Raw genomic sequence first — 21,539 nt, forward strand, 5'->3', positions numbered from 1 at the left:
TATGGTTGAGTGGAGAGCATTAGCCCACGCAACGTAAGGAAAGCGCATGAAATCGGGTCGCTACATTGGTGTGATGTCGGGTACCAGTCTGGATGGCGTAGACGTCGTTCTGGCCGCTATTGATGAAAACATGGTGGCACAGCAGGCGAGCCTGACCTGGCCTATCCCCCTGGCGCTGAAAGAGGACATTCTCAGTGTCTGTCAGGGGCAGCAACTGACGCTTTCTCAGCTTGGTCAGCTTGATGTGCGGCTGGGGGCGCTGTTTGCCGATGCGGTACTGGCCCTGATGCATAAAGAAAAGCTTCGCCCGCAGGATGTCGTCGCTATCGGCTGTCACGGACAAACGGTCTGGCATGAGCCGGTCGGCGATGCACCGCATACCCTGCAAATTGGCGACAACAACCAGATTGTGGCGAAGACGGGCGTGACCGTAGTCGGTGATTTTCGGCGTCGCGATATTGCGCTTGGCGGGCAGGGCGCGCCGCTGGTGCCCGCTTTTCATCAGGCATTGTTGACCCATCCGACAGAGCGCCGAATGGTGCTGAACATTGGCGGTATCGCCAATCTGTCTCTGCTTATCCCGGATCAACCCGTACGCGGCTATGACACCGGCCCGGGTAACATGCTGATGGATGCCTGGATCTGGCGTCAGCGTGGTCAGGCGTATGATAAAGACGCGCAATGGGCCAGCGAAGGCAAAGTGATCATCCCGCTGTTGCAGTCCATGCTAAGCGATCCGTACTTCGCTTTACCGGCACCCAAAAGCACGGGGCGCGAATATTTCAATTATGGCTGGCTCGAACGTCAGCTGGCGCAGTTCCCGGCACTTGCACCGCAGGATGTCCAGGCGACGCTCGCCGAGTTAACGGCGGTTTCGATATCGGAACAGGTTCTTCTCAGCGGTGGATGCGAACGTCTGCTGGTGTGCGGCGGTGGCAGCCGTAACCCGTTGGTGATGGCACGTCTTGCCGGGTTATTGCCAGGTACCGAGGTGACGACCACCGATGAAGCCGGCATCAGCGGCGATGATATGGAAGCGCTGGCCTTTGCCTGGCTTGCCTGGCGCACCATTGCTGGGCTTCCGGGCAATTTGCCGTCGGTGACTGGCGCACGTGAGGCCAGCGTCCTCGGGGCCATTTTCCCGGCGAATCCACGTCATAATCAGAGTTAACTGAAATTCAGCGCTGCGTGTGGTCGTTAGAATGGAATGAAACAGGAGGGCAGCCATGCCCTCCAGGACCAGGAAAGTCTTCGGAATACGCCCATGAAAAAACTTCTTCTTATTGCCGCGCCTTTATTGCTGTCAGGATGCAGCGTCTACAACCAGTTCCTTGATCGCATGCAGACCGATACCCTGGAGTATCGCTGTGATGAAAAACCGCTGACCGTTAAGCTGAACAATCCGCGTCAGGAAGCCAGTTTTGTCTACGACAACAAATTGCTCACCCTCAAGCAGGGCATTTCTGCCTCCGGCGCACGCTACACGGACGGAATTTATGTCTTCTGGTCGAAAGGCGACAGTGCCACCGTCTACAAACGAGACCGTATTGTGCTGAACAATTGCCAGCTCGAAAATCCGAAGCGTTGAGATTTTTACAGGGGCGGCGCACAATAGCGCCACCCAATGTCAATGTCAGCTAACGCCATGTCAGATAACGACGAACTGCAGCAAATTGCGCATCTGCGCCGTGAATACACCAAAGGCGGCCTGCGTCGCCAGGATCTTCCCGCCGAACCTCTCGTGCTTTTTGAACGCTGGCTGAAACAGGCCTGCGAAGCGAAACTCGCCGACCCAACGGCAATGGTTGTCGCAACGGTAGATGAAAACGGTCAACCGTATCAGCGTATCGTCCTGCTCAAACATTATGACGAGAAAGGCCTGGTGTTTTACACCAACCTGGGCAGTCGTAAGGCACACCATTTAGAAAACAATCCTCGTATCAGCCTGCTGTTCCCGTGGCATATGCTGGAGCGTCAGGTGATGGTCACCGGCAAAGCAGAGCGTCTCTCCACGCTGGAAGTGGTGAAGTATTTCCACAGCCGTCCGCGTGACAGCCAGATTGGCGCCTGGGTCTCAAAACAGTCCAGCCGTATTTCGGCGCGTGGCGTGCTTGAAAGCAAATTCCTCGAACTGAAGCAGAAATTCCAGCAGGGCGAAGTCCCGTTGCCCAGTTTCTGGGGGGGCTTCCGCATTCCGATCGAGCAGATGGAATTCTGGCAGGGCGGTGAACACCGTCTGCATGACCGCTTTTTATACCAGCGTGAAAATGGCGGCTGGAAAATCGACAGGCTGGCACCGTAATCGCCGAAATTTGTTGATTTAAGCGCTAGCGCAGGCCGCGCTTGCGCTTTATTCTATGTACCTTTCGCATCAGGCGAAAAGTCGTGTACCGGCAAAGGTGCAGTCGTTTATACATGGAGAATTTGATGGCAAGCAGTAACTTGATTAAACAATTGCAAGAGCGGGGCCTTGTGGCTCAGGTGACGGACGAGGAAGCGTTAGCAGAGCGACTGGCGCAAGGCCCGATCGCGCTCTATTGCGGCTTCGATCCTACCGCTGACAGCTTGCATTTGGGGCATCTTGTTCCATTGTTATGCCTGAAACGCTTCCAGATGGCGGGCCACAAGCCTGTCGCACTGGTTGGCGGCGCGACCGGTCTGATTGGCGACCCAAGCTTCAAAGCTGCCGAGCGTAAACTGAACACCGAAGACACCGTGCAGGAGTGGGTGGATAAGATCCGCAAACAGGTTGCGCCTTTCCTCGACTTTAACTGCGGTGACAACTCTGCGATTGCGGCCAACAACTATGACTGGTTTGGCGGCATGAACGTGCTGACCTTCCTGCGCGACATTGGCAAACACTTCTCCGTTAACCAGATGATTAACAAAGAAGCGGTGAAGCAGCGTCTGAACCGTGACGACCAGGGCATCTCCTTTACCGAGTTCTCCTACAACCTGCTGCAGGGTTATGACTTTGCCTGCCTGAATAAACTGCACGGCGTCTGCCTGCAGATTGGCGGCTCTGACCAGTGGGGCAACATCACGTCGGGTATCGATCTGACGCGTCGTCTGCACCAGAACCAGGTCTTCGGTCTGACCGTTCCACTGATCACCAAAGCCGACGGCACCAAATTTGGCAAAACCGAAGGCGGCGCGGTATGGCTTGATCCGAAGAAAACCAGCCCGTACAAATTCTACCAGTTCTGGATTAATACGGCGGATGCCGATGTTTATCGCTTCCTGAAGTTCTTCACCTTTATGGACATTGAGACGATCAATGCTCTGGAAGAAGAAGACAAAACCAGCGGTAAGGCACCACGTGCTCAGTACGTACTGGCTGATGAAGTGACCAAACTGGTTCACGGTGAAGAAGGTCTGGCCGCGGCAAAACGTATTACTGCAAGCCTGTTCAACGGGACGCTGAGCGATCTGAGCGAAGCGGACTTCGAACAGCTGGCGCAGGATGGCGTGCCGATGGTTGAGATGGAAAAAGGTGCCGACCTGATGCAGGCGCTGGTGGACTCCGAGCTGCAGCCATCCCGCGGTCAGGCGCGTAAAACCATCGCCTCGAACGCTATCACCATTAACGGTGAAAAACAGGCCGACCCGGAATACACCTTCGCTGACAGCGATCGTCTGTATGGCCGCTACACGCTTCTGCGTCGCGGTAAGAAAAACTACTGTCTGGTCTGCTGGAAATAATTAAAAGTATCCAGGGGCGTGGGAAACCACGCCCCTTTTGTTTTTTCAGGGTTTGGTAAGTAAAAATGAAGAACATCCTCGCCATTCAGTCCCACGTGGTCTTTGGGCATGCTGGTAACAGCGCCGCGGAATTTCCGATGCGCCGCCTCGGTGCCAACGTCTGGCCCCTCAATACCGTGCAGTTCTCAAACCATACACAATACGGTCAATGGACCGGCTGCGTGATGCCGCCTTCGCACCTCACCGACATTGTGCAGGGCATTGCCAATATCGATCAGCTAAAACGCTGTGATGCGATACTGAGCGGATATCTCGGTTCGGCAGAGCAGGGAGAGCATATCCTGGGCATTGTCCGCCAGGTGAAAGCGGCAAACCCGGCGGCGAAATACTTTTGTGATCCTGTTATGGGGCATCCGGAGAAAGGCTGTATCGTGGCCCCCGGCGTGGCTGAATTCCATGTGCGTCACGCGCTGCCGGCCAGCGATATTATTGCGCCGAACCTGATTGAGCTGGAAATTCTCTGCGAGCATCCGGTGAATAGCGTAGAAGAGGCGGTAAGCGCTTCTCGCGAGTTAATAGCCCAGGGGCCGGAGATTGTCCTGGTGAAACATCTCGCGCGCGCAGGGCTGAGCAGGGACCGTTTTGAGATGCTGCTGGTGACGAAAGACGAAGCCTGGCATATCAGCCGTCCGCTGGTGGACTTCGGCATGCGTCAGCCGGTGGGTGTCGGTGATGTGACAAGCGGTTTGCTGCTGGTGAAATTACTTCAGGGAGCCACGCTGCGGGATGCGCTTGAGCATGTGACTGCTGCGGTGTACGAAATCATGAAGGCGACAAAAGAGATGCAGGAGTATGAACTGCAGGTGGTCGCGGCACAGGATCGTATCGCGAAACCGGAGCATTACTTCAGCGCGACCCGGTTATAACGGTTCACGTTCCTGTCAGCCGGGTAGCGACAGCGCCACCCGGCAATACAGTGCGCCGGTCAGTTCAACCCTTCTGCTTTAAGCGCTGCAGCCACCGCAGGACGCGCGGCTACGCGATCCATGTACGATGCAATGTGGTCCAGCCCGTCCATGTTGAGCTTAATGGCCCGCGCCCAGCGCAGCACGGTGAACAGATAGGCATCGGCAATCGTAAAACGCGCGCCCCCAATCCACTGATCGTCTTTCAGCGATGCGTTAACGTACTGCAGTTTTTTCTCCAGTTGAGCACGTACGGTCGGTTTGTACTCTTCCGGCGTCTCCGGACGGAACAGCGGCGTAAAGCCTTTGTGCAGCTCGGTCGCAATGTAGTTCATCCACTCCAGCGTTTTGTAGCGAGAAACCGTGCTTACCGGTGCCAGCAATTGCCTGTCGGGCACGCTATCGGCGAGGAACTGCATAATCGCCACGCCTTCGGTCAGCAGGGTACCGTCATCCAGCAGCAGAGCCGGAACTTGTCCCTTCGGGTTAATAGCAAAAAAATCATCGCCGTTTTCCAGGCGTTTTTCCATCAGGTCAACGCCATCCAGCGTGAAATCTTTGCCGCTCTCGCGCAGGGTAATATGGGAAGCAAGAGAGCACGCGCCCGGTTTGTAGAACAGTTTCATCGGTAACTCCTTTTTGCTGAGGTTTCAGCTATGTTAGTGCGCGAACGGGTAAAAAAAAAGCCGCTAATACATTAGCGGCTTCTGTTCAGTCGTTTCTCAGTGACATTATGCGGTAGCGGTTTCGGTCGCTTTCGCCGTCTTGTCGTCGTCCTGAGTCATGCGATTCAGCTTCGGCGCAGTCAGCATCATCAGAACCGCGATAACCGCAGTAGCAATACCAATCTGCATGAACACGGTACCGTAGACGTTCAGAGAGACCAGTGGGTCAGTCACGTTATCCGGCACGGCCATCAGGTTTGCAATTTTACCTGCGATGATGGCGGCACCCGCAGTGGTCAGGAACCAGCTACCCATGATGAAGCCCATCAGACGCTGAGGAACCAGTTGTGCAACCATCGCCAGGCCCAGACCGGAGATCATCAGTTCACCGATAGACTGCAGCGCATAGCTCAGGATCAGCCAGTTAACGGAGACGATACCGGCGTCAGTCGCAAATTTCGTACCCAGCGGCAGTACCAGGAATGCGCCAGAACACAGCAGCATACCGATAGCAAATTTGTGCGGCATCGGCAGACGGTCGCCCATCTTGTTATAGATAGCAGCCAGAATCGGGCTACCAATCATGATCCAGAACGGGTTCAGGGCCTGATACTGCTCCGGCTCGAACGCGATACCCAGGATTGAGTGTTCAACGTTACGGATAGCGAAGAAGTTCAGAGACGTTGGCATCTGGCTGTACAGAACGAAGAAGATAATCGCTTCCAGCATCAGAATGAAGGCCACAATCATCTTACGACGAGCGGCACCCTGCATGGCGAAGGCTTCTTTCGCGAAGATGATCACGATACCCAGCGCAACCACACCCAGAACGGCACGCGCGATGCCCTGGTTATGCAGCAGCCAGGTTGCGATTGCCGCGAGGATCACCACGCCGACAATGGTCGCCAGCAGTTTGCCAATGTGAACCGGTTCGAAGTCTGGTTTGGAGCCGTAGTCTTTTACCCAGCGTTTGCAGAAGGCAAAGTTAACCACGGTGATCAGCATACCGACAACGGACAGGGAGAACGCAACGCTCCAGCCGAATTTAGCGGCCAGCCACGGGGTTGCCAGCATGGAGAAGAAGGAACCGATGTTCACGGACATGTAGTACATGGTGAATGCACCGTCCAGACGCGGGTCATCTTTGTTGTAACAGGTAGAAAGCAGGGAAGACGGGTTCGCTTTGAACAGACCGTTACCGACGGCGATAGTCGCCATACCCATATACACCACAGCGGCATCGTGACCAGACCATGCAACCAGTGCATAGCCAACGGCCAGGACAATCGCACCCAGCATAATGACACGTTTAGTCCCGAGGACTTTATCACCCAGCCAGCCGCCGATAGCGACCAGACCGTACACCAGGGCACTGAAAGAGGAGAACAGCGTAATGGAATCTGCTTCGGACATACCCAGCTGTTTTACCAGGTAAACCGCCATGATCCCTTGCAGGCCGTAATAACCAAAACGCTCCCATAACTCGATAGAGAAGATGAGATAGAACGCTTTAGGTTGTTTAAAAGCGTTAAGACTTACGCTTTCATCTGTTGGTTTATTGTTTGCAGTCGACACATATACCTCTTTTTTTACATCCCATATTAACGGGGGTGTTCATCGCGTGATGGCCGTAGTCCATCCGCCTTATAGTTATATTGGGAGGAGAAACGGCGGGTAATGTTCACTATCCTGCACCGTCTGGCAATACGTTTGTAATAATCTGTTACATATAACTGGGCCGCTATAATCGGCGGTTCATACAAATGTTATTCAGCGTTAAATTTCATACGATCTGTAAAGGGAGTTTTTTTGACTGGCATTCACCCGTATTTTGCCCTCAGTGGCGATATGTTCTGCTATTTGAGGTTTATTGCAGTGATATAGCCCATATTCTGGAAAATAGCTGGTCTTATGTGTTGCTCGTGATGAGTTTGATCTTGTCTGGCAAAGGGTTTACGCCGCTTTTAACAACAAAAATTCAACACGAAGTTATCAGGGTGATCTTGATCACATATGTATAGAAATTTTCGGCTATGAAAAAAGTATTAACCTGTTTGAGCGTTAAAGGCTCGAACAAGTGATAAGGGAAGCGGTAATGAAGGCGGATAAATTATGGTCAAAAGAAGGTCTTCTGGTAGACCCTCTTTTGGTAAGGAATTGCCGTTGCGTCAGAAAACGAAAAGCGCAAGATATCAGGGATACACTTTCTCTTTGTACTCGCAGAGATCTTCGATGATACAGGAGCCACAGCGAGGCTTACGGGCAATACAGGTATAACGGCCATGGAGAATGAGCCAGTGATGGCAATCCACCTTAAATTCGGCGGGAACCACTTTTAGCAGTTTCTCTTCAACCTGCTCGACATTCTTGCCCGGTGCGAAGTTCGTGCGGTTAGAGACGCGGAAAATATGGGTATCAACGGCGATAGTCGGCCAGCCAAACGCGGTGTTAAGTACCACATTCGCAGTCTTGCGTCCCACGCCGGGTAATGCTTCCAGCGCGGCGCGATCTTCCGGCACTTCACCCCCGTGCTGTTCCAGCAGGATCCGGCAGGTTTTGATCACGTTCTCAGCCTTGCTGTTAAACAGACCGATGGTTTTGATATAGGACTTCACCCCGTCCACGCCCAGTTCCAGCATCGCCTTTGGCGTGTTGGCGACCGGATAAAGCAGGGCGGTCGCCTTATTAACGCTCACGTCGGTAGCCTGCGCAGAGAGCAGCACGGCGATCAACAGCTCGAACGGGGAGTTAAAATTCAGCTCCGTCGTCGGATGTGGGTTCTCATCCCGCAGACGGGTCAGGATCGCAATGCGCTTTTCTTTATTCATGAGGCCTTCTCGGGTATCCCTTCCTGTACGCTGCGCTCAGCCGCGCGACGCTTACGTTTTTCATCAATCAGGTATTTTATCGCCAGCATCATGCCGAGGCCAATAAACGCGCCTGGCGGCAGCATGGCCAGCAGGAACGGCGTATCGGTGTGGAAGACTTCGATGCGCAGCGCTTTAGCCCAGCCGCCGAGCAGCGCATCTGCGCCATCAAACAGCGTTCCGTTACCCAGGATCTCACGCATTGAGCCGAGCACGAACATGGCACCGGTTGCCCCCATACCAATAGAGAAACCATCCAGAGCCGACATCGCCGGGCTGTTTTTTACGGCAAAAGCTTCCGCGCGTCCGACCACAATACAGTTGGTTACGATGAGGGGAATAAAGATCCCGAGCGACTGATACAGACCGAACGCATAAGCGTTTATCAACATCTGGACGATACTCACCACCGACGCGATGATCATGACGTAAATCGGAATACGGATTTCCGATGGCGTCCAGCGGCGCAGGGCAGAGATGGACAGGTTGGTCAGGGTGAGAACCAGCGTGGTTGCCAGCCCCAGACCCAGTGCGTTGGTGGCGGTGGATGTCACTGCCAGCAGCGGACACATCCCCAGCAGCTGTACCAGCGCGGAGTTGTTTTTCCACAATCCCTGGACGATAACCTCTTTAACCTGGCTCATGATTACTCCTCACAGGCCGGAAGATTGTTCATCTGCGCGGGCAGCGTTTCCGCATACAGCCCGGCTCGTTTTACGGCATTGACCACGGCCCGTGGGGTAATGGTTGCCCCCGTGAACTGGTCAAACTCGCCGCCATCCTTTTTCACAGCAAATGCAGGATCCGCTTCGCCGTGGATCACTTTTCCGGCAAAATGCAAAATCCAGTCGCTCAGACGGGTTTCAATTTTATCCCCCAGGCCTGGCGTCTCATGATGTTCCGTCACGCGCGTACCCAACACGGTACCGGAGAAATCGCTGCCGACCAGCAGTTGAATCGCCCCGGAGTAGCCATCGGGCGCCGTCGCTTCCATTACCGCGCCTACCGCGTTATCCCCCTTACGGGCAATAAAGACGCGGTGCGGGCCTTTGCCTAACTGAGGTGCCTGGACCACGAAGCAACTTTTCTGCAGGTCATTATCGTAGAAATCAGGGGGGATCACCTGATCGAACAGGGCTTTTTGCTGCTTCACCGCCTGTTCGTCGATGGTCGATTTGGTCAGGTTGTTCACCAGGGCCGTCAGTCCGGTGAGGACCGCGGCGAAAATGGCCAGCGTGACGCCGTGTTTTTGCATTGTTTTCAGCATCGCGAAACCCTTAACGGTGGCCGTACACGCGCGGACGCGTGTAGTAGTCGATGAGCGGAACGGTGATGTTTGCAAGCAGAACCGCGAATGCCACACCGTCCGGGTAACCGCCAAAGCTGCGGATGAGCCACACCAGCAAGCCGGCCAGTGCACCGAAGATCAGGCGGCCACGGTTCGTGGTAGATGCCGTTACCGGATCGGTCAGGATAAAGAACGCACCCAGCATGGTTGCCCCCGAGAGCAGATGCATCTGTGGGCTGGCGAGCGATTCTGGCGAGAACACCCATCCCAGTGTGGCGCAGACCGCCAGCGTCACGAGGAAGCTGACCGGAATATGCCAGCGGATCGCTTTCTGCTGCAGCAGGAACAGCCCGCCCAGCAAATAAGCAAGGTTCACCCACTGCCAGCCCGCGCCCGCCAGCATGCCGCTGAAGATGGCAGATTTCATAATCTGATCGACGGAGTGCCCGGCATGCAGGGAGGTTTTAAACGTATCGAGTGGTGTGGCCTGGCTGATGCCATCCACGCCCATACGCAGCGCGTTCATATCCGCACCGAGCGCGGTATGGCCGGTAAAGATAACGTGCAGGGCATCCATAAAGCCGGGTACCGTCGCGGCAATGTCATGCGGCGGCAACCAGCTGGTCATCTGAACCGGGAAGGAGATGAGCAGTACGACGTAGCCAATCATCGCCGGGTTGAACGGGTTATGGCCCAGCCCACCATAAAGCTGTTTGGCAATAATGACTGCAAACACCGTACCGAGCACCACCATCCACCACGGGGCAAACGGCGGAATACTGATTGCCAGCAACAGGCCAGTCAGCAGTGCTGAGTTATCGGCAAGGATGCGGGAAACCGCCAGCTTACGCAGTTTAAGCACCAGGGCTTCTGCCCCTAAGGCGCTGGCACAGCCCAGCACTATCTGGAACAGCGTTCCCCAGCCGAAAAACCAGCACTGTACGGCAATGCCCGGCAGCGCCGCCAGGCACACCAGCATCATGATGCGTGATGTCTGGCGCTGATTATGGGTGTAAGGGGAACTTGCGATTCTGAAAACCATTTAATCCTCGTTAACTGCTTGCTGTGCGGCTTTCTTCGCCTGAACGCGCGCAATGGCGGCGGCGATTGCGGCTTTGCGTGGGTCGTCGTTTGCGGCCGGTTGCTGTTCTTCCTGCTGCGCTGCTTTGCGGGCCTTGGCGCGGGCAATAGCGGCTTCGACAGCCGCTTTACGCGGGTCGACAGGTGCTTCAGGTGCAGCGGCTTCAGGCTGCGCCGCCGCTTTACGCGCTTTGGCACGGGCAATGGCGGCTTCGACAGCCGCTTTACGCGGGTCGACGGGGGCTTCAGGCGTAGCGGTTTCAGTCTGCGCCGCTGCTTTGCGCGCTTTAGCGCGCGCGATCGCCGCTTCAACAGCCGCTTTACGGGGATCTACGGCCTCCACTTCTTGCTCAACCACCACGTTTTGCTCGCCGACTTTGCGCGCTTTGGCGCGCGCGATCGCCGCTTCAACAGCCGCTTTACGGGGATCTACGGCCTCCGCTTCTTGTTCAACTACCACGTTTTGCTCGCCGGCCTTACGGGCTTTGGCGCGGGCAATGGCGGCTTCAACGGCGGCTTTACGCGGATCGATCTCAGCGTCAGAGGAGGCTGACTGTGCTTTTTCTGCCTGACGGGCGCGCGCAGCCGCTTTACGCGCTTCGCGGGCGGCAATCGCTTCGCTGTTATCCGGTTTTTCACCGGCCGGGATCACCACGGTCTGGGCTGCCGTCGCTTTTTTCTCCCGCACGCGTGCCAGTGCGGCATTAATCGCATCCTGGTCTTTTTCGCCGGGCTGAACTGCTGCCTGTTTGTGACGCGCCTGACGGGCCAGTTTTTCACGTTCCAGACGAGCCTGACGCGCTTCAAAACGCGCTTTCGCTTCGGCTGCGCGTTTCTCTTCCATGGAGATGGCATAAATCTCGGCCTTCTCCTGGCGGAAGTACTGCACCAGAGGAATGTTACTTGGGCAGACCCAGGCGCAGGCACCGCATTCGATGCAGTCGGCCAGGTTATGGGCCTGCGCTTTATCGTGCAGCTGACCTTTGCTGTACCAGTACAATTGTTGCGGAAGTAAATCCGCCGGACAGGCATCGGCACAGGCGCTGCAGCGGATACAGCCTTTCTCCTCCTGCTCTTCACCCATTTCGGTCGGGGAGGGGGCAAGCAGGCAGTTTGTGATTTTTACTACCGGGACATCGAGCCACGGCAGGGTAAAGCCCATCAGCGGGCCACCCATGATCACCATCTGGTCGCTGCCCGGGCAAAAATCAGCCTGTTCCAGCAGATGACGAACCGGCGTACCCAGACGCGCCCAGACGTTGCCCGGACGTGCGACAGATTCACCGGTCAGCGTAACCACGCGCTCGGTCAGCGGTTCACCGTCCACCACCGCACGTTTCACGGCGTAGGCTGTCCCGACGTTTTGCATCAGCACCCCGATGTCCGAAGAGCGTCCGCCATGCGGAACCTGCTTGCCGGTCAGAATTTGCGTCAGCTGTTTGGCACCGCCAGAGGGGTACTTGGTTGGGATAACGCGCAGGCCGATATCGTGGCTGCCGTTGAGGACGGCACGCAGCATCGAAATAGCCTGTGGCTTGTTATCTTCAATGCCAATCAGCACTTCGCGCGGCTGCAGAATATGGGCAAGAATGCGGATCCCTTCCACGACCTGCGCGGCGCAGTCTTGCATCAGACGATCGTCAGCGGTGATGTAGGGTTCACATTCTGCTGCATTGATGATCAGGGTCTGAATTTTATCGCCGCCGCCGTGCAGTTTGACGCCGGTAGGGAACCCTGCGCCGCCCAGGCCGGCAACGCCGAATTGATGAATACGCTCGATAAGCGCTTCGCGGCTCCGGTTGCGGTAGTCGCTCCAGCCGTCACGGTCTATCCAGCGGTCTTCTCCGTCGGCTTCAATAATGACGCTCAGTTCGGAGAGCGCAGAGGGGTGTGCAACGGTATGGGGGGCGATCGCCACCACTGTACCGGAGGTCGGAGCGTGGACCGGCAGCATACGTCCGCGACCGAACGTTAACGGCTGGCCGCGAAGGACGGTATCGCCTTCTTTCACGCACAGTTCACCCTCAGCACCGATATGCTGTTTCAGCGGCATGACGTAACGGGACGCCAGCGGAATTTGGCGCAGCGGCGTGCCGTTGGACTGGGTTTTCATTTCAGGTGGATGGATACCACCGTCAAAGTCCCAAATCTTCTCTTTTCTGAAAGCAGAAAATAACTTAAGCATGTTGTTCCACAGGAATGATGCGAACCGGAATGGTTTGAAGATCCCACTTCCAGCTTTCGGTAGTCGGTTCAACCGGGCGCAACGTTATACATTGCGTCGGGCAGGGTGCCACGCAGAGGTTACAGCCGGTGCACAGATCCGCCACGACGGTGTGCATGGCACGGGTTGCGCCAACGATGGCGTCGACAGGGCATGCCTGAATGCATTTTGTGCAGCCGATGCAGTTCGCTTCGTCAATCACGGCGAGGGCGCGAACCGGCTCCTGCACATCTTCATCGCCGTCAACAGGTTGCGGGTCAACGTTAAGCAGGGCGGCTATTTTCAGCATTACCGCTTCACCGCCGGGTGCGCAGCGGTTAATTTTTTCACCCTGCACGCCTACCGCTTCGGCATAGGGGCGGCAGCCAGGATAGCCACACTGCCCGCACTGGCTTTGCGGCAGAAGCTCATCGATTTTTTCTACAACAGGATCGTCCTCTACCGCGAAACGGCGGGAGGCGTAACCCAGAATAAGGCCAAACACCAACCCCAGCACGCTGATAGAGGCGATGGCTATCCAGACAGTACTCATTACAACTTCACCAGACCACTAAAGCCCATAAAGGCCAGAGACATTAAACCTGCTGTCACCAGGGCGATCGCGTTACCGCGGAATGGCGCAGGGATATCCGCTGCTGCCAGGCGCTCGCGAATCGAGGCGAACAGCACCATCACCAGAGAGAAACCGACGGCGGCAGAAAAACCGTACAGCGCCGATTGCATGAAGTTATGCCCAAGGTTGATGTTCAGCAGCGCCACGCCAAGTACTGCACAGTTGGTGGTAATCAGCGGCAGGAAGATACCCAGCAGGCGATAGAGAGCCGGGCTGGTTTTACGCACCACCATTTCTGTGAATTGCACTACCACCGCGATGACCAGAATAAAGGACAGCGTACGCAGATAGATTAAATCCAGCGGGATGAGGATCCAGTTATCAATCAACCACGCGCAGATAGACGCCATCGTCATCACGAAGGTGGTGGCCAGCCCCATGCCCATCGCAGTTTCCAGCTTTTTGGAAACTCCCATAAATGGACACAGGCCAAGGAACTTCACCAGGACGAAGTTGTTAACCAGCACAGTGCCGACAAAGAGCAGTAAGTAATCGGTCATTATTTAGCCTGAAATAAAAAAGCCGCCTATTATCGGACAAACCACCGCAGGCGACAACAGGTTATCTGTAAGGTTATTACGGGTTCACAAAGGTGTTCTTCACCCGCGCCGAACGCTTGAAATAGGGCACCAGCAGCGCCGCGGCCAGTAACGGGAAAAGCAGCTGGCGAACGGCCAGGGCATCAGAAACTGGCGAAAAAGCAAAGGCTTTCACCGCCAGCAGGACCGAAATCAGCAGCCAGATAATGTAGTGTTTAGGGACACCCTTACGACGCTTAAAGAAGGCAATGGTCAGCCATAGCGTGTAGTACCACATCCCGATCGCAAAAACGAACGACACAAACCACATCGTAATATTAAGCACACTTTGCGACATCAGGGTCTGGATTGCATGAGGTGTAATCAGTGCGGTGGTATAAAGCAGCAGCGCAAGTGATGCGCTTAATAAGGCAACCAGCAGCCATGCCAGTGGGGCGATTAACCAGCCTCCAATTCGTTCTCCAGGCGTTGCGGTCATGAACTCTCCCATAATCTGCGCGAAATGTTGTACAGCCAGTTTGCAGGGCGGAGAGTATATAACATTTCGCGCGGATGGCTACTTTCTTATAAAACGTAGCGCCATACAGACTTAGGCACTTCACCGACGTTGAACAAACGGCCACCGGAGACCAGCTCCGCACGGCGGTGGTCAGCGGCGCGATACATATTGATGATTTCCTGATTATCCGACAGCGTGTAGTTCAGATGGTCAAACAGTTTTTCCAGGCTCTCAAGCGAATTGATCTTGCGAAATTTTAATAAATAGTCCTGAACTGTCATATTAATAAGTTTCCATATAAAAGTGAGTAATACCAGTTAAGGTAATTCGTCCGAATAATAAACGGATTAATAAAGACGTAAACAGCCCACTCAGATAACGCGACTAAATTAGGAGTTTTCTTTGCTGAAAGTACAGGCATCAGACGATGCCTGTAAGAGAAGGTTAACCGTGTTCACCAGGGCTGGCAATAAGTAACTGACATATTATGTCACTCTTTATTGCGGTAACCGGTTACTTAGGTTGGGCGACGGTGACAGGCTCCGGCGGCTGGTAGTTATCGATATGGCTGGCAACGCCAAGCAAAATGACCGATACCCCAAGGACAATCCATCCCGCTAATTCAATGATTCGATTAATAATTGACGTCATGACTGGTACGTGTAATTTATCCATAAATACAGGTTGCAAATGTTACAGCGCCGTTTCCCCCGCCGCAAGTGCTTTGGGAACGGTTCCCCTAAACAAAATCAGAACGTTAAATCTATGTAACAAAAACAACCGGCATAGCCTGCTATTTTACGTCATATGGCACATGATTAATCTGTAAGAACGTCAGAGTAGCCAGTGTGAAATAAGATAGTCATAAAAGAGGGCAACATTATGAGTGATAGCATCCGCGTCGGGCTTATTGGTTACGGGTACGCGAGCAAGACTTTTCATGCGCCTCTGATTGCCGGGACGCCGGGCATGGCGCTTGCGGCAGTTTCCAGTAGCGATGCCACGAAAGTGCATGCCGACTGGCCCTCCGTGCCGGTTGTTTCTGAACCTAAGCATCTTTTTAACGACCCTAATATTGATCTGATCGTCATTCCCACCCCCAATGACACGCATTTTCCGCTGGCAAAAGCCGCACTGGAAGCCGGTAAGCACGTTATTGTCGATAAACCCTTCACGGTGACGTTGTCACAGGCACGCGAACTGGATGCGCTGGCAAAAAGTTTTGGCAGAGTGCTTTCGGTATTTCATAACCGCCGCTGGGACAGTGATTTCCTGACGGTAAAAGCGCTCCTTAATGAAGGTACGCTGGGCGAAATCCTCTTTTTTGAATCGCACTTTGACCGGTTCCGCCCTCAGGTCCGAAACCGCTGGCGTGAGCAAGCCGGGCCGGGCAGCGGCATCTGGTACGATTTAGCGCCGCATCTTCTCGATCAGGCCGTAAATTTGTTTGGCCTGCCGGTCAGTATGACGGTCGATCTGGCCCAGCTCAGACCCGGAGCGCAAACCACCGATTACTTTCATGCCGTCTTGAGTTACCCGCAGCGGCGTATTGTACTGCACGGGACAATGGTGGCAGCCGCCGAATCAGCGCGTTATATCCTCCACGGTACCCGCGGGAGCTTTGTGAAGTTTGGTCTCGATCCTCAGGAAGAACGCCTGAAAAACGGCGAGCGTTTGCCGCAGGAAGACTGGGGCTATGACATGCGGGACGGGGTTGTGACGCGGGTGGAAGGCGAGGAAAGGGTTGAAGAAACGTTACTGACGATCCCGGGTAACTATCCGGCGTATTATGCCGCTGTCCGTGATGCGCTAAACGGGACGGGGGATAACCCGGTTCCGGCCAGCCAGGCGATTCAGATTATGGAATTGATTGAACTGGGGATTGAATCAGCCAAACACCGCGCAACGCTCTGTCTGGCGTGATTCTGGCAAAGCCGGGTAAGGGGACGACCCCACCCGGCAACGGGCTTAGCCGCGGGCGACCTTATCCCGCAGCGCCTGTTTCTCTGCTGGCGTCAGGAAGGCGATGTCCAGGCCGTTAATCTGCGCCTGGCGGATCTGATCCTGACTCAGGCCAGCCTGCGGTGCGGCGACGGTGTACTCATGAATAATATCCACGCCCTGTACTGCCGGATCGTCCGTGTTCAGTGAGGCCAGAACACCGTGCTCCAGGAAGGTTTTCAGCGGATGATGCGCCAGTGATGCCACTGTGCTGGTCTGAATATTGGACGTCAGACACGATTCAATACCAATACGCTGCTCGGCAAGGAAATCCATCAGGGCGCGATCTTCAACGGCTTTGACACCATGACCGATACGCTCTGCACCCAGCTCACGGATGGCCTGCCAGATGCTTTCAGGGCCTGCCGCTTCACCGGCATGCACGGTAATGTGCCAGCCGGCGTCACGCGCGCGGTTGAAATGAGAAAGGAACAGACTGCCCGGGAAGCCGAGTTCATCACCCGCCAGGTCAACGGCAGCGATCGCATCACGATGCGCCAGTAACCCTTCCAACTCCTGCAGACAGGCCGCTTCACCGAAGGTGCGGCTCATAATGCCAATCAGGCGAGCCTGAACGTCGAAGGTTTTACACCCTTCGCGCACGCCGTCAATTACCGCTTCAACCACGCCTGCAACGGGCAGGTTGTGGGTCATCGCCATATAGCCTGGCGAAAAGCGCAGTTCAACATAGTGCAGGCCATTACGGGCAGCATCTTCAATATTTTCGAAAGCAACACGGCGGCAGGCATCCAGCGAGGCCAGCATCTTCACGCCCCAGTCGAGTTTGCTCAGGAAACTGACCAGATCCGGTTCATTTGAGGTGACCTGAACGTGGGGGATTAGGGTCTCAATCGTTTGTGCAGGAAGCGTGAGATTGTACTGGCGGCCAAGATCGAGGATGGTTTGGGCACGAATGTTACCGTCAAGATGGCGGTGAATATCAGTTAGTGGCAGGCGTGTATCAATCATGGTCGCACTCTTTTCTGGTTAAAGTGCGTCATATTATAAAAACAAAACGAGGTAAAAAGCTATTTGCGCAAGGGAATATTCCGTTGCGCAATCTGATTACAGGAGCGTCGTTATGCCATCGATCAGCCGTTGAACCCCTTGCTCAAGCTTGCTACGCGGGCATCCCGCGTTCAGACGGACAAAACCGTTTCCCTCTTCGCCGTAGGTGTATCCCGGCATGATGGCGACCTTTTGCTGCTCAATCAGGACTTTTTGTAGCATTTTATCGTCAAGGCTGAGTGAGCGTAAATCGATCCAGGCCAGATACGTGGCTTCGGGTGGCTGCCAGTTAAGCGTCGGAAACGCGCGGTGTAATTCGCGTGCAATGTACAACAGATTTTCCTCCAGATACGCCCGCAATGCATCCAGCCATGGCTCTCCCTGCTGATAGGCAGCAATGTGGGCCGTCAGCGCCAGTACGGAAGGGGAAGAGAGCCCGTCACGACCTTTTAATGCGCTGAGGTAACCGTTACGACTCTCTTCATCGCCAATCAGCCCCCAGGCACCGGTGAGCGCCGGTATGTTAAAACTTTTTGAACCAGAGCTCAGAAGTGCCCATTTGCCGCGTGCCACTTCATTCCACGGCGTATGGCGACGGCCTCCCCACACCATGTCCATATGAATTTCATCGCTGATCACCGCCACGTCATAACGGGCGCACAGTTCTGCCATGTGACTCAGCTCTTCACGGGTCCAGACTTTACCCGTGGGGTTTTGCGGGCTGCACAGCAGCAAAATTTTGTTTTCCGGTTTTGCCAGTGCCGCCTCAAGTGCGGCCCTATTTCCCTGCCAGCCCGTGGCATGTTTTTCCATCGCCACGCCGACCACCTGGCGGGCATTCCCCTCGATGGCCTTATAAAACGCATCGTAAGCGGGGGTATGGACCACCACGCCGTCGCCGGGAGTTGACCAGAGGCGAATCAGTTCGGACACCATATAAATAACGGAAGGCCCGTACACGAGCGAGTCGGTATCAATGTGGCTGTTAAAGCGCTGCCGGAACCAGTGCGCCACAGCGGCGAGAAACTCTTCATTTTTCCAGCGGCTGTAGCCAAACACCCCGTGATGAATACGCTGGTGCAGCGCTTCGGTGATGCAGGGCGCGGTCGCGAAATCCATATCAGAGATGGTGAAGGGCAGCAGATCGGCCGCGCCGAAGCGGTCGGCGACATAGTCCCACTGCGTGCACCAGGTGCCGTGTCGATCCACGACGGTTGAAAAATCGAACATGACTCAAGTCCTTAAAGAAAAACCCCCTCAGCGCGAGGAGGTGAGGCATCAGGCTTCCACTGTACGCATCAGGGTTGCCAGCTCATCTTTCACTGACTGGACCTGCGGGCCGATAACCACCTGCAAATTATGTTGATTTAACTGTACCACGCCGATCGCCCGGTTGGCTTTCAGGGCATTCGTGTCCACTTTCGACATATCCGCCACCGACAGGCGCAGTCGGGTGATGCAGTTATCCAGAGAGGTAATGTTATCCGCACCGCCCAGCGCCGCCAGAATAGCAGGGGTGTTATAGCCGGACTTACCCACGGTACCTGCAACAGCCTGCTCAACGCTGCTGGTGGTATCGGTATCCCGTCCAGGCGTTTTGAGGTTAAAGCGGGTGATGGCGAAGCGGAAAATGCCGTAGTACACCGCGAACCAGATAGCGGCGACCACCGGTACCAGGTACCACTTGGTCGACAACCCGTGCAGGATCCCGAACACTACAAAGTCGATGACGTTGCCGTCGGTATTCCCGATGGTGACGCCCAGCACCGCCATCACAGTGAAGCCCAGACCGGTCAGTACCGCGTGGATGAGATACAGCACTGGCGCGACAAACAGGAACAGGAATTCGATTGGCTCCGTTGTACCGCCCACGACACAGGCGATGACCCCGGAAATCAGCAGCCCTTTAATTTTATGGCGGTTTTCCGGACGAGCACAGTGATACATGGCCAGCGCCGCACCCGGCAAGCCGCCGAGGAAGGCCGGCATTTTACCCTGTGACAGGAAGCGGGTCGCACTTTCAGAGAAGCCGTGCGTGGTCGGGCAGCTCAGCTGTGCCTGGAAGATGGTCAGCGCACCGCTCACATCGTGTCCGCACACCTCCATTGTGCCGCCCGCTTCGGTAAAGCGGATCAGCGCCACCAGAATATGTTGCAGACCAAACGGCAGCAGCAGACGTTCGCCGGTTCCGAAGATCATCGGACCAAAATCGCCCGCACCGTTGATGATGCGACCAATCCCGTTAATCCCCAGCGCAAAGACTGGCCAGATCAGCGGAATAATAAGGCCAAACAGACCCATGACCACAAGGGTTACAATGGGTACAAAGCGGGTGCCCCCGAAGAACGCCAGCGCATCAGGCAGGCGGATATTGTGGAAGCGCTCATGCAGCATCCAGATAATCACCCCGGCGATCACCGCGCCGAGGATCCCGGTATCAATGGACTGAATCCCGATAACGCTCTGAATGTTGTTCGCTTTAAGCACGGCGGCATCGGTGGTGGGCAGAATGCCTTTAGCCGTCAGCCAGAAGTTCACCGCAAGGTTCATTACCGCATAACCGACAAACCCGGCAAAGGCGGCCACGCCTTTGTTCTCGCGTGCCAGACCCAGCGGGATAGCAATACAGAACATCACCGGCAGGAAGCTAAAGGCGAAGGAGCCGACTTTACTCATCCAGATAAAGATCGCCTGCAGCACAGGTGTCCCGAGGAACGGGATCAGCGTGATGACGTCCTTACTGCTCAACGAACTGCCGATCCCGAGCATGATCCCGCAGAACGAGAGGAGTGCCACGGGCAGCATAAAGGTTTTACCCAGTTGCTGGAAAAATTCCCACAGCGATATTTTTTGTGCTGCTTTCGCCGTCATAAAACGACTCCTTTATTGTTAAAATCAGTTTATCTGCTTCAATGCTGCGAGAAGATAAAACGTTTTATCAAAGTTTAGTGCGCTCTGAATCACATTCTCAGGCTTTGACTGGTAGTATAAAGATTACATTTTGATAAAACGTTTTACCGATCTCATTTCAGGGAGTCACGCCGACACATGGCTGTAGCGAAAAAAATCACCATCAACGATGTCGCGCTGGCGGCGGGGGTTTCCGTCAGCACCGTTTCACTGGTGCTCAGCGGGAAAGGACGCATTTCTCCCGCGACCGGGCAACGGGTTAACGAGGCGGTTGAGCAACTGGGCTTTGTACGTAATCGTCAGGCATCAGCGCTGCGCGGCGGCCAAAGCGGTGTGATCGGTTTGATTGTGCGTGACCTGACCTCTCCCTTTTATGCCGAACTGACCGCTGGCCTGACCGAAGCGCTTGAAGCGCAGGGACGGATGGTCTTTTTGCTTCACGGCGGTCGCGAGGCCGATCAGCTCCTTTCCCGTCTGGATATGCTGCTTACGCAGGGCGTCGACGGGGTGATCGTCGCCGGCGCGTCGGGTGTGAGTAATGACTTGTGCGAGCGCGCCGCCGAAAAAGGCGTGCCGCTGGTGTTTGCCTCGCGCGCCAGTTATCTGGACGAAGCCGATACCCTGCGACCGGACAACATGCAGGCCGCACAAATGTTGACGGAGCATCTCATTCATCGTGGGCATCAGCGCATTGCCTGGCTTGGCGGAAAAAGCTCGTCCCTGACGCGAGCCGAGCGGGTAGGCGGTTACTGCGCGACGCTGATTAAATACGGCCTTCCGTTCCACAGCGAATGGGTGGTGGAATGCGAATCCAGCCAGAAGAAAGCCGCGGAAGCGATAAACGCGTTATTACGGAGTAGCCCGACGATAAGCGCCGTGATTTGCTATAACGAGGTGATTGCGATGGGAGCCTGGTTTGGCCTGATCCGCGCCGGGCGTCAGAGCGGAGAGGGTGGGGTTGAAACCTTCTTCGGCCACCAGGTGGCGTTAGGGGCATTTGCCGACGTCGGTGAAAACGCGCTGGACGATCTGCCCATTGTCTGGGCCACCACACCAGCCCGGGAGATGGGTTACACGCTGGCGGACAGGATTATGCAGCGCATCGAGAAAGCAGACGTGCAGGCCGGGCACCAGATTGTGTCGGCACGGTTAGTGACGGTGAAATAGTATTTCGTGGC

General features: G+C 55.3%; 22 protein-coding genes. 7 read left to right on the forward strand and 15 right to left on the reverse strand.

Annotated features, from left to right (window positions below; translation table 11 throughout):
* Positions 1–46: 46 nt before the first annotated feature.
* From anmK to pdxY, 5 genes are all read left to right on the forward strand, one after another.
* On the forward strand, positions 47–1,171 hold the full coding sequence (gene anmK, locus AC2FAP_RS04465; RefSeq protein WP_020884330.1) for an anhydro-N-acetylmuramic acid kinase: 1,125 nt from the start codon (positions 47–49) through the stop codon (positions 1,169–1,171).
* A 93-nt stretch (positions 1,172–1,264) separates the two neighbouring features.
* Positions 1,265–1,588, forward strand: coding sequence for a C-type lysozyme inhibitor (gene mliC, locus AC2FAP_RS04470; RefSeq protein WP_020884329.1), 324 nt, complete (start codon positions 1,265–1,267; stop codon positions 1,586–1,588).
* Between the two features lie 57 nt (positions 1,589–1,645).
* Entirely contained in the window at positions 1,646–2,302 is a 657-nt protein-coding gene (gene pdxH, locus AC2FAP_RS04475; protein ID WP_025204349.1) for a pyridoxamine 5'-phosphate oxidase, read from the forward strand.
* Positions 2,303–2,427: 125 nt separating this feature from the next.
* The gene (gene tyrS, locus AC2FAP_RS04480; RefSeq protein ID WP_032678025.1) at positions 2,428–3,702 is read left to right on the forward strand and encodes a tyrosine--tRNA ligase; all 1,275 of its coding nucleotides are present in this window, start codon (positions 2,428–2,430) and stop codon (positions 3,700–3,702) included.
* Between the two features lie 65 nt (positions 3,703–3,767).
* Entirely contained in the window at positions 3,768–4,628 is an 861-nt protein-coding gene (gene pdxY, locus AC2FAP_RS04485; protein ID WP_014169794.1) for a pyridoxal kinase PdxY, read from the forward strand.
* Between the two features lie 59 nt (positions 4,629–4,687).
* Here pdxY and gstA read toward each other — a convergent pair whose 3' ends face one another.
* From gstA to blr, 12 genes are all read right to left on the reverse strand, one after another.
* Complete coding sequence (gene gstA / locus AC2FAP_RS04490; RefSeq protein WP_485452842.1) at positions 4,688–5,293, reverse strand: glutathione transferase GstA; 606 nt, start codon at positions 5,291–5,293, stop codon at positions 4,688–4,690.
* Positions 5,294–5,398: 105 nt separating this feature from the next.
* Positions 5,399–6,907 (reverse strand): dipeptide/tripeptide permease DtpA, encoded by a 1,509-nt coding sequence (gene dtpA, locus AC2FAP_RS04495; protein ID WP_014169796.1) that lies wholly within the window; start codon positions 6,905–6,907, stop codon positions 5,399–5,401.
* 617 nt (positions 6,908–7,524) lie between these two features.
* Complete coding sequence (gene nth / locus AC2FAP_RS04500) at positions 7,525–8,160, reverse strand: endonuclease III (protein WP_014169797.1); 636 nt, start codon at positions 8,158–8,160, stop codon at positions 7,525–7,527.
* Positions 8,157–8,843 carry an electron transport complex subunit E gene (locus tag AC2FAP_RS04505; RefSeq protein ID WP_020884326.1) on the reverse strand — a complete coding sequence of 229 codons (687 nt, stop codon included), beginning with the start codon at positions 8,841–8,843 and terminating at the stop codon, positions 8,157–8,159. The genes nth and AC2FAP_RS04505 overlap by 4 nt, the downstream gene beginning before the upstream one ends.
* Positions 8,844–8,845: 2 nt before the next feature.
* A complete protein-coding gene (gene rsxG / locus AC2FAP_RS04510) occupies positions 8,846–9,466 on the reverse strand; it encodes an electron transport complex subunit RsxG (protein ID WP_020884325.1) in 621 nt (206 codons plus the stop codon).
* Between the two features lie 10 nt (positions 9,467–9,476).
* Complete coding sequence (rsxD, locus tag AC2FAP_RS04515) at positions 9,477–10,529, reverse strand: electron transport complex subunit RsxD (protein ID WP_014169800.1); 1,053 nt, start codon at positions 10,527–10,529, stop codon at positions 9,477–9,479.
* Positions 10,530–12,752, reverse strand: a complete 2,223-nt coding sequence (rsxC, locus tag AC2FAP_RS04520) for an electron transport complex subunit RsxC (RefSeq protein WP_449541589.1) — start codon at positions 12,750–12,752, stop codon at positions 10,530–10,532.
* Complete coding sequence (gene rsxB / locus AC2FAP_RS04525) at positions 12,745–13,323, reverse strand: electron transport complex subunit RsxB (RefSeq protein ID WP_020884322.1); 579 nt, start codon at positions 13,321–13,323, stop codon at positions 12,745–12,747. The genes rsxC and rsxB overlap by 8 nt, the downstream gene beginning before the upstream one ends.
* Entirely contained in the window at positions 13,323–13,904 is a 582-nt protein-coding gene (rsxA, locus tag AC2FAP_RS04530; RefSeq protein ID WP_014169803.1) for an electron transport complex subunit RsxA, read from the reverse strand. Before rsxA ends, rsxB begins: the two co-directional genes overlap by 1 nt.
* A gap of 76 nt (positions 13,905–13,980) precedes the next feature.
* Positions 13,981–14,421, reverse strand: a complete 441-nt coding sequence (locus AC2FAP_RS04535; RefSeq protein WP_223398042.1) for a DUF2569 domain-containing protein — start codon at positions 14,419–14,421, stop codon at positions 13,981–13,983.
* An 86-nt stretch (positions 14,422–14,507) separates the two neighbouring features.
* Positions 14,508–14,723, reverse strand: a complete 216-nt coding sequence (gene ydgT / locus AC2FAP_RS04540) for a transcription modulator YdgT (RefSeq protein ID WP_006174966.1) — start codon at positions 14,721–14,723, stop codon at positions 14,508–14,510.
* 232 nt (positions 14,724–14,955) lie between these two features.
* On the reverse strand, positions 14,956–15,081 hold the full coding sequence (blr, locus tag AC2FAP_RS04545) for a division septum protein Blr (RefSeq protein ID WP_168112406.1): 126 nt from the start codon (positions 15,079–15,081) through the stop codon (positions 14,956–14,958).
* Between the two features lie 243 nt (positions 15,082–15,324).
* Here blr and AC2FAP_RS04550 point away from each other — a divergent pair, with 243 nt between their 5' ends.
* The gene (locus AC2FAP_RS04550) at positions 15,325–16,365 is read left to right on the forward strand and encodes an oxidoreductase (RefSeq protein ID WP_449541590.1); all 1,041 of its coding nucleotides are present in this window, start codon (positions 15,325–15,327) and stop codon (positions 16,363–16,365) included.
* Positions 16,366–16,410: 45 nt separating this feature from the next.
* Here the strand turns inward: AC2FAP_RS04550 and add are convergent, their stop codons facing one another.
* The 3 genes from add to malX form a co-directional block, all read right to left on the reverse strand.
* Positions 16,411–17,412 carry an adenosine deaminase gene (gene add / locus AC2FAP_RS04555; protein ID WP_014169807.1) on the reverse strand — a complete coding sequence of 334 codons (1,002 nt, stop codon included), beginning with the start codon at positions 17,410–17,412 and terminating at the stop codon, positions 16,411–16,413.
* Between the two features lie 96 nt (positions 17,413–17,508).
* Positions 17,509–18,681 (reverse strand): MalY/PatB family protein, encoded by a 1,173-nt coding sequence (locus AC2FAP_RS04560; protein ID WP_423398975.1) that lies wholly within the window; start codon positions 18,679–18,681, stop codon positions 17,509–17,511.
* Between the two features lie 48 nt (positions 18,682–18,729).
* A complete protein-coding gene (malX, locus tag AC2FAP_RS04565; protein WP_449541592.1) occupies positions 18,730–20,322 on the reverse strand; it encodes a maltose/glucose-specific PTS transporter subunit IIBC in 1,593 nt (530 codons plus the stop codon).
* A 177-nt stretch (positions 20,323–20,499) separates the two neighbouring features.
* On the opposite strand from malX, the gene AC2FAP_RS04570 reads away from it, so the two are divergent.
* Entirely contained in the window at positions 20,500–21,528 is a 1,029-nt protein-coding gene (locus AC2FAP_RS04570) for a Mal regulon transcriptional regulator MalI (RefSeq protein ID WP_014169810.1), read from the forward strand.
* Positions 21,529–21,539: the final 11 nt, after the last annotated feature.

Source organism: Enterobacter cloacae complex sp. 394I7 (assembly GCF_057320345.1).

Coding starts and splice junctions, on each gene's coding strand:
- anmK (WP_020884330.1), top strand. CDS start 47: ATGAAATCGGGTCGCTACATTGGTGTGATGTCGGGTACCAGTCTGGAT.
- mliC (WP_020884329.1), top strand. CDS start 1,265: ATGAAAAAACTTCTTCTTATTGCCGCGCCTTTATTGCTGTCAGGATGC.
- pdxH (WP_025204349.1), top strand. CDS start 1,646: ATGTCAGATAACGACGAACTGCAGCAAATTGCGCATCTGCGCCGTGAA.
- tyrS (WP_032678025.1), top strand. CDS start 2,428: ATGGCAAGCAGTAACTTGATTAAACAATTGCAAGAGCGGGGCCTTGTG.
- pdxY (WP_014169794.1), top strand. CDS start 3,768: ATGAAGAACATCCTCGCCATTCAGTCCCACGTGGTCTTTGGGCATGCT.
- gstA (WP_485452842.1), bottom strand. CDS start 5,293: ATGAAACTGTTCTACAAACCGGGCGCGTGCTCTCTTGCTTCCCATATT.
- nth (WP_014169797.1), bottom strand. CDS start 8,160: ATGAATAAAGAAAAGCGCATTGCGATCCTGACCCGTCTGCGGGATGAG.
- AC2FAP_RS04505 (WP_020884326.1), bottom strand. CDS start 8,843: ATGAGCCAGGTTAAAGAGGTTATCGTCCAGGGATTGTGGAAAAACAAC.
- rsxG (WP_020884325.1), bottom strand. CDS start 9,466: ATGCTGAAAACAATGCAAAAACACGGCGTCACGCTGGCCATTTTCGCC.
- rsxD (WP_014169800.1), bottom strand. CDS start 10,529: ATGGTTTTCAGAATCGCAAGTTCCCCTTACACCCATAATCAGCGCCAG.
- rsxC (WP_449541589.1), bottom strand. CDS start 12,752: ATGCTTAAGTTATTTTCTGCTTTCAGAAAAGAGAAGATTTGGGACTTT.
- rsxB (WP_020884322.1), bottom strand. CDS start 13,323: ATGAGTACTGTCTGGATAGCCATCGCCTCTATCAGCGTGCTGGGGTTG.
- rsxA (WP_014169803.1), bottom strand. CDS start 13,904: ATGACCGATTACTTACTGCTCTTTGTCGGCACTGTGCTGGTTAACAAC.
- AC2FAP_RS04535 (WP_223398042.1), bottom strand. CDS start 14,421: ATGACCGCAACGCCTGGAGAACGAATTGGAGGCTGGTTAATCGCCCCA.
- ydgT (WP_006174966.1), bottom strand. CDS start 14,723: ATGACAGTTCAGGACTATTTATTAAAATTTCGCAAGATCAATTCGCTT.
- AC2FAP_RS04550 (WP_449541590.1), top strand. CDS start 15,325: ATGAGTGATAGCATCCGCGTCGGGCTTATTGGTTACGGGTACGCGAGC.
- add (WP_014169807.1), bottom strand. CDS start 17,412: ATGATTGATACACGCCTGCCACTAACTGATATTCACCGCCATCTTGAC.
- AC2FAP_RS04560 (WP_423398975.1), bottom strand. CDS start 18,681: ATGTTCGATTTTTCAACCGTCGTGGATCGACACGGCACCTGGTGCACG.
- malX (WP_449541592.1), bottom strand. CDS start 20,322: ATGACGGCGAAAGCAGCACAAAAAATATCGCTGTGGGAATTTTTCCAG.
- AC2FAP_RS04570 (WP_014169810.1), top strand. CDS start 20,500: ATGGCTGTAGCGAAAAAAATCACCATCAACGATGTCGCGCTGGCGGCG.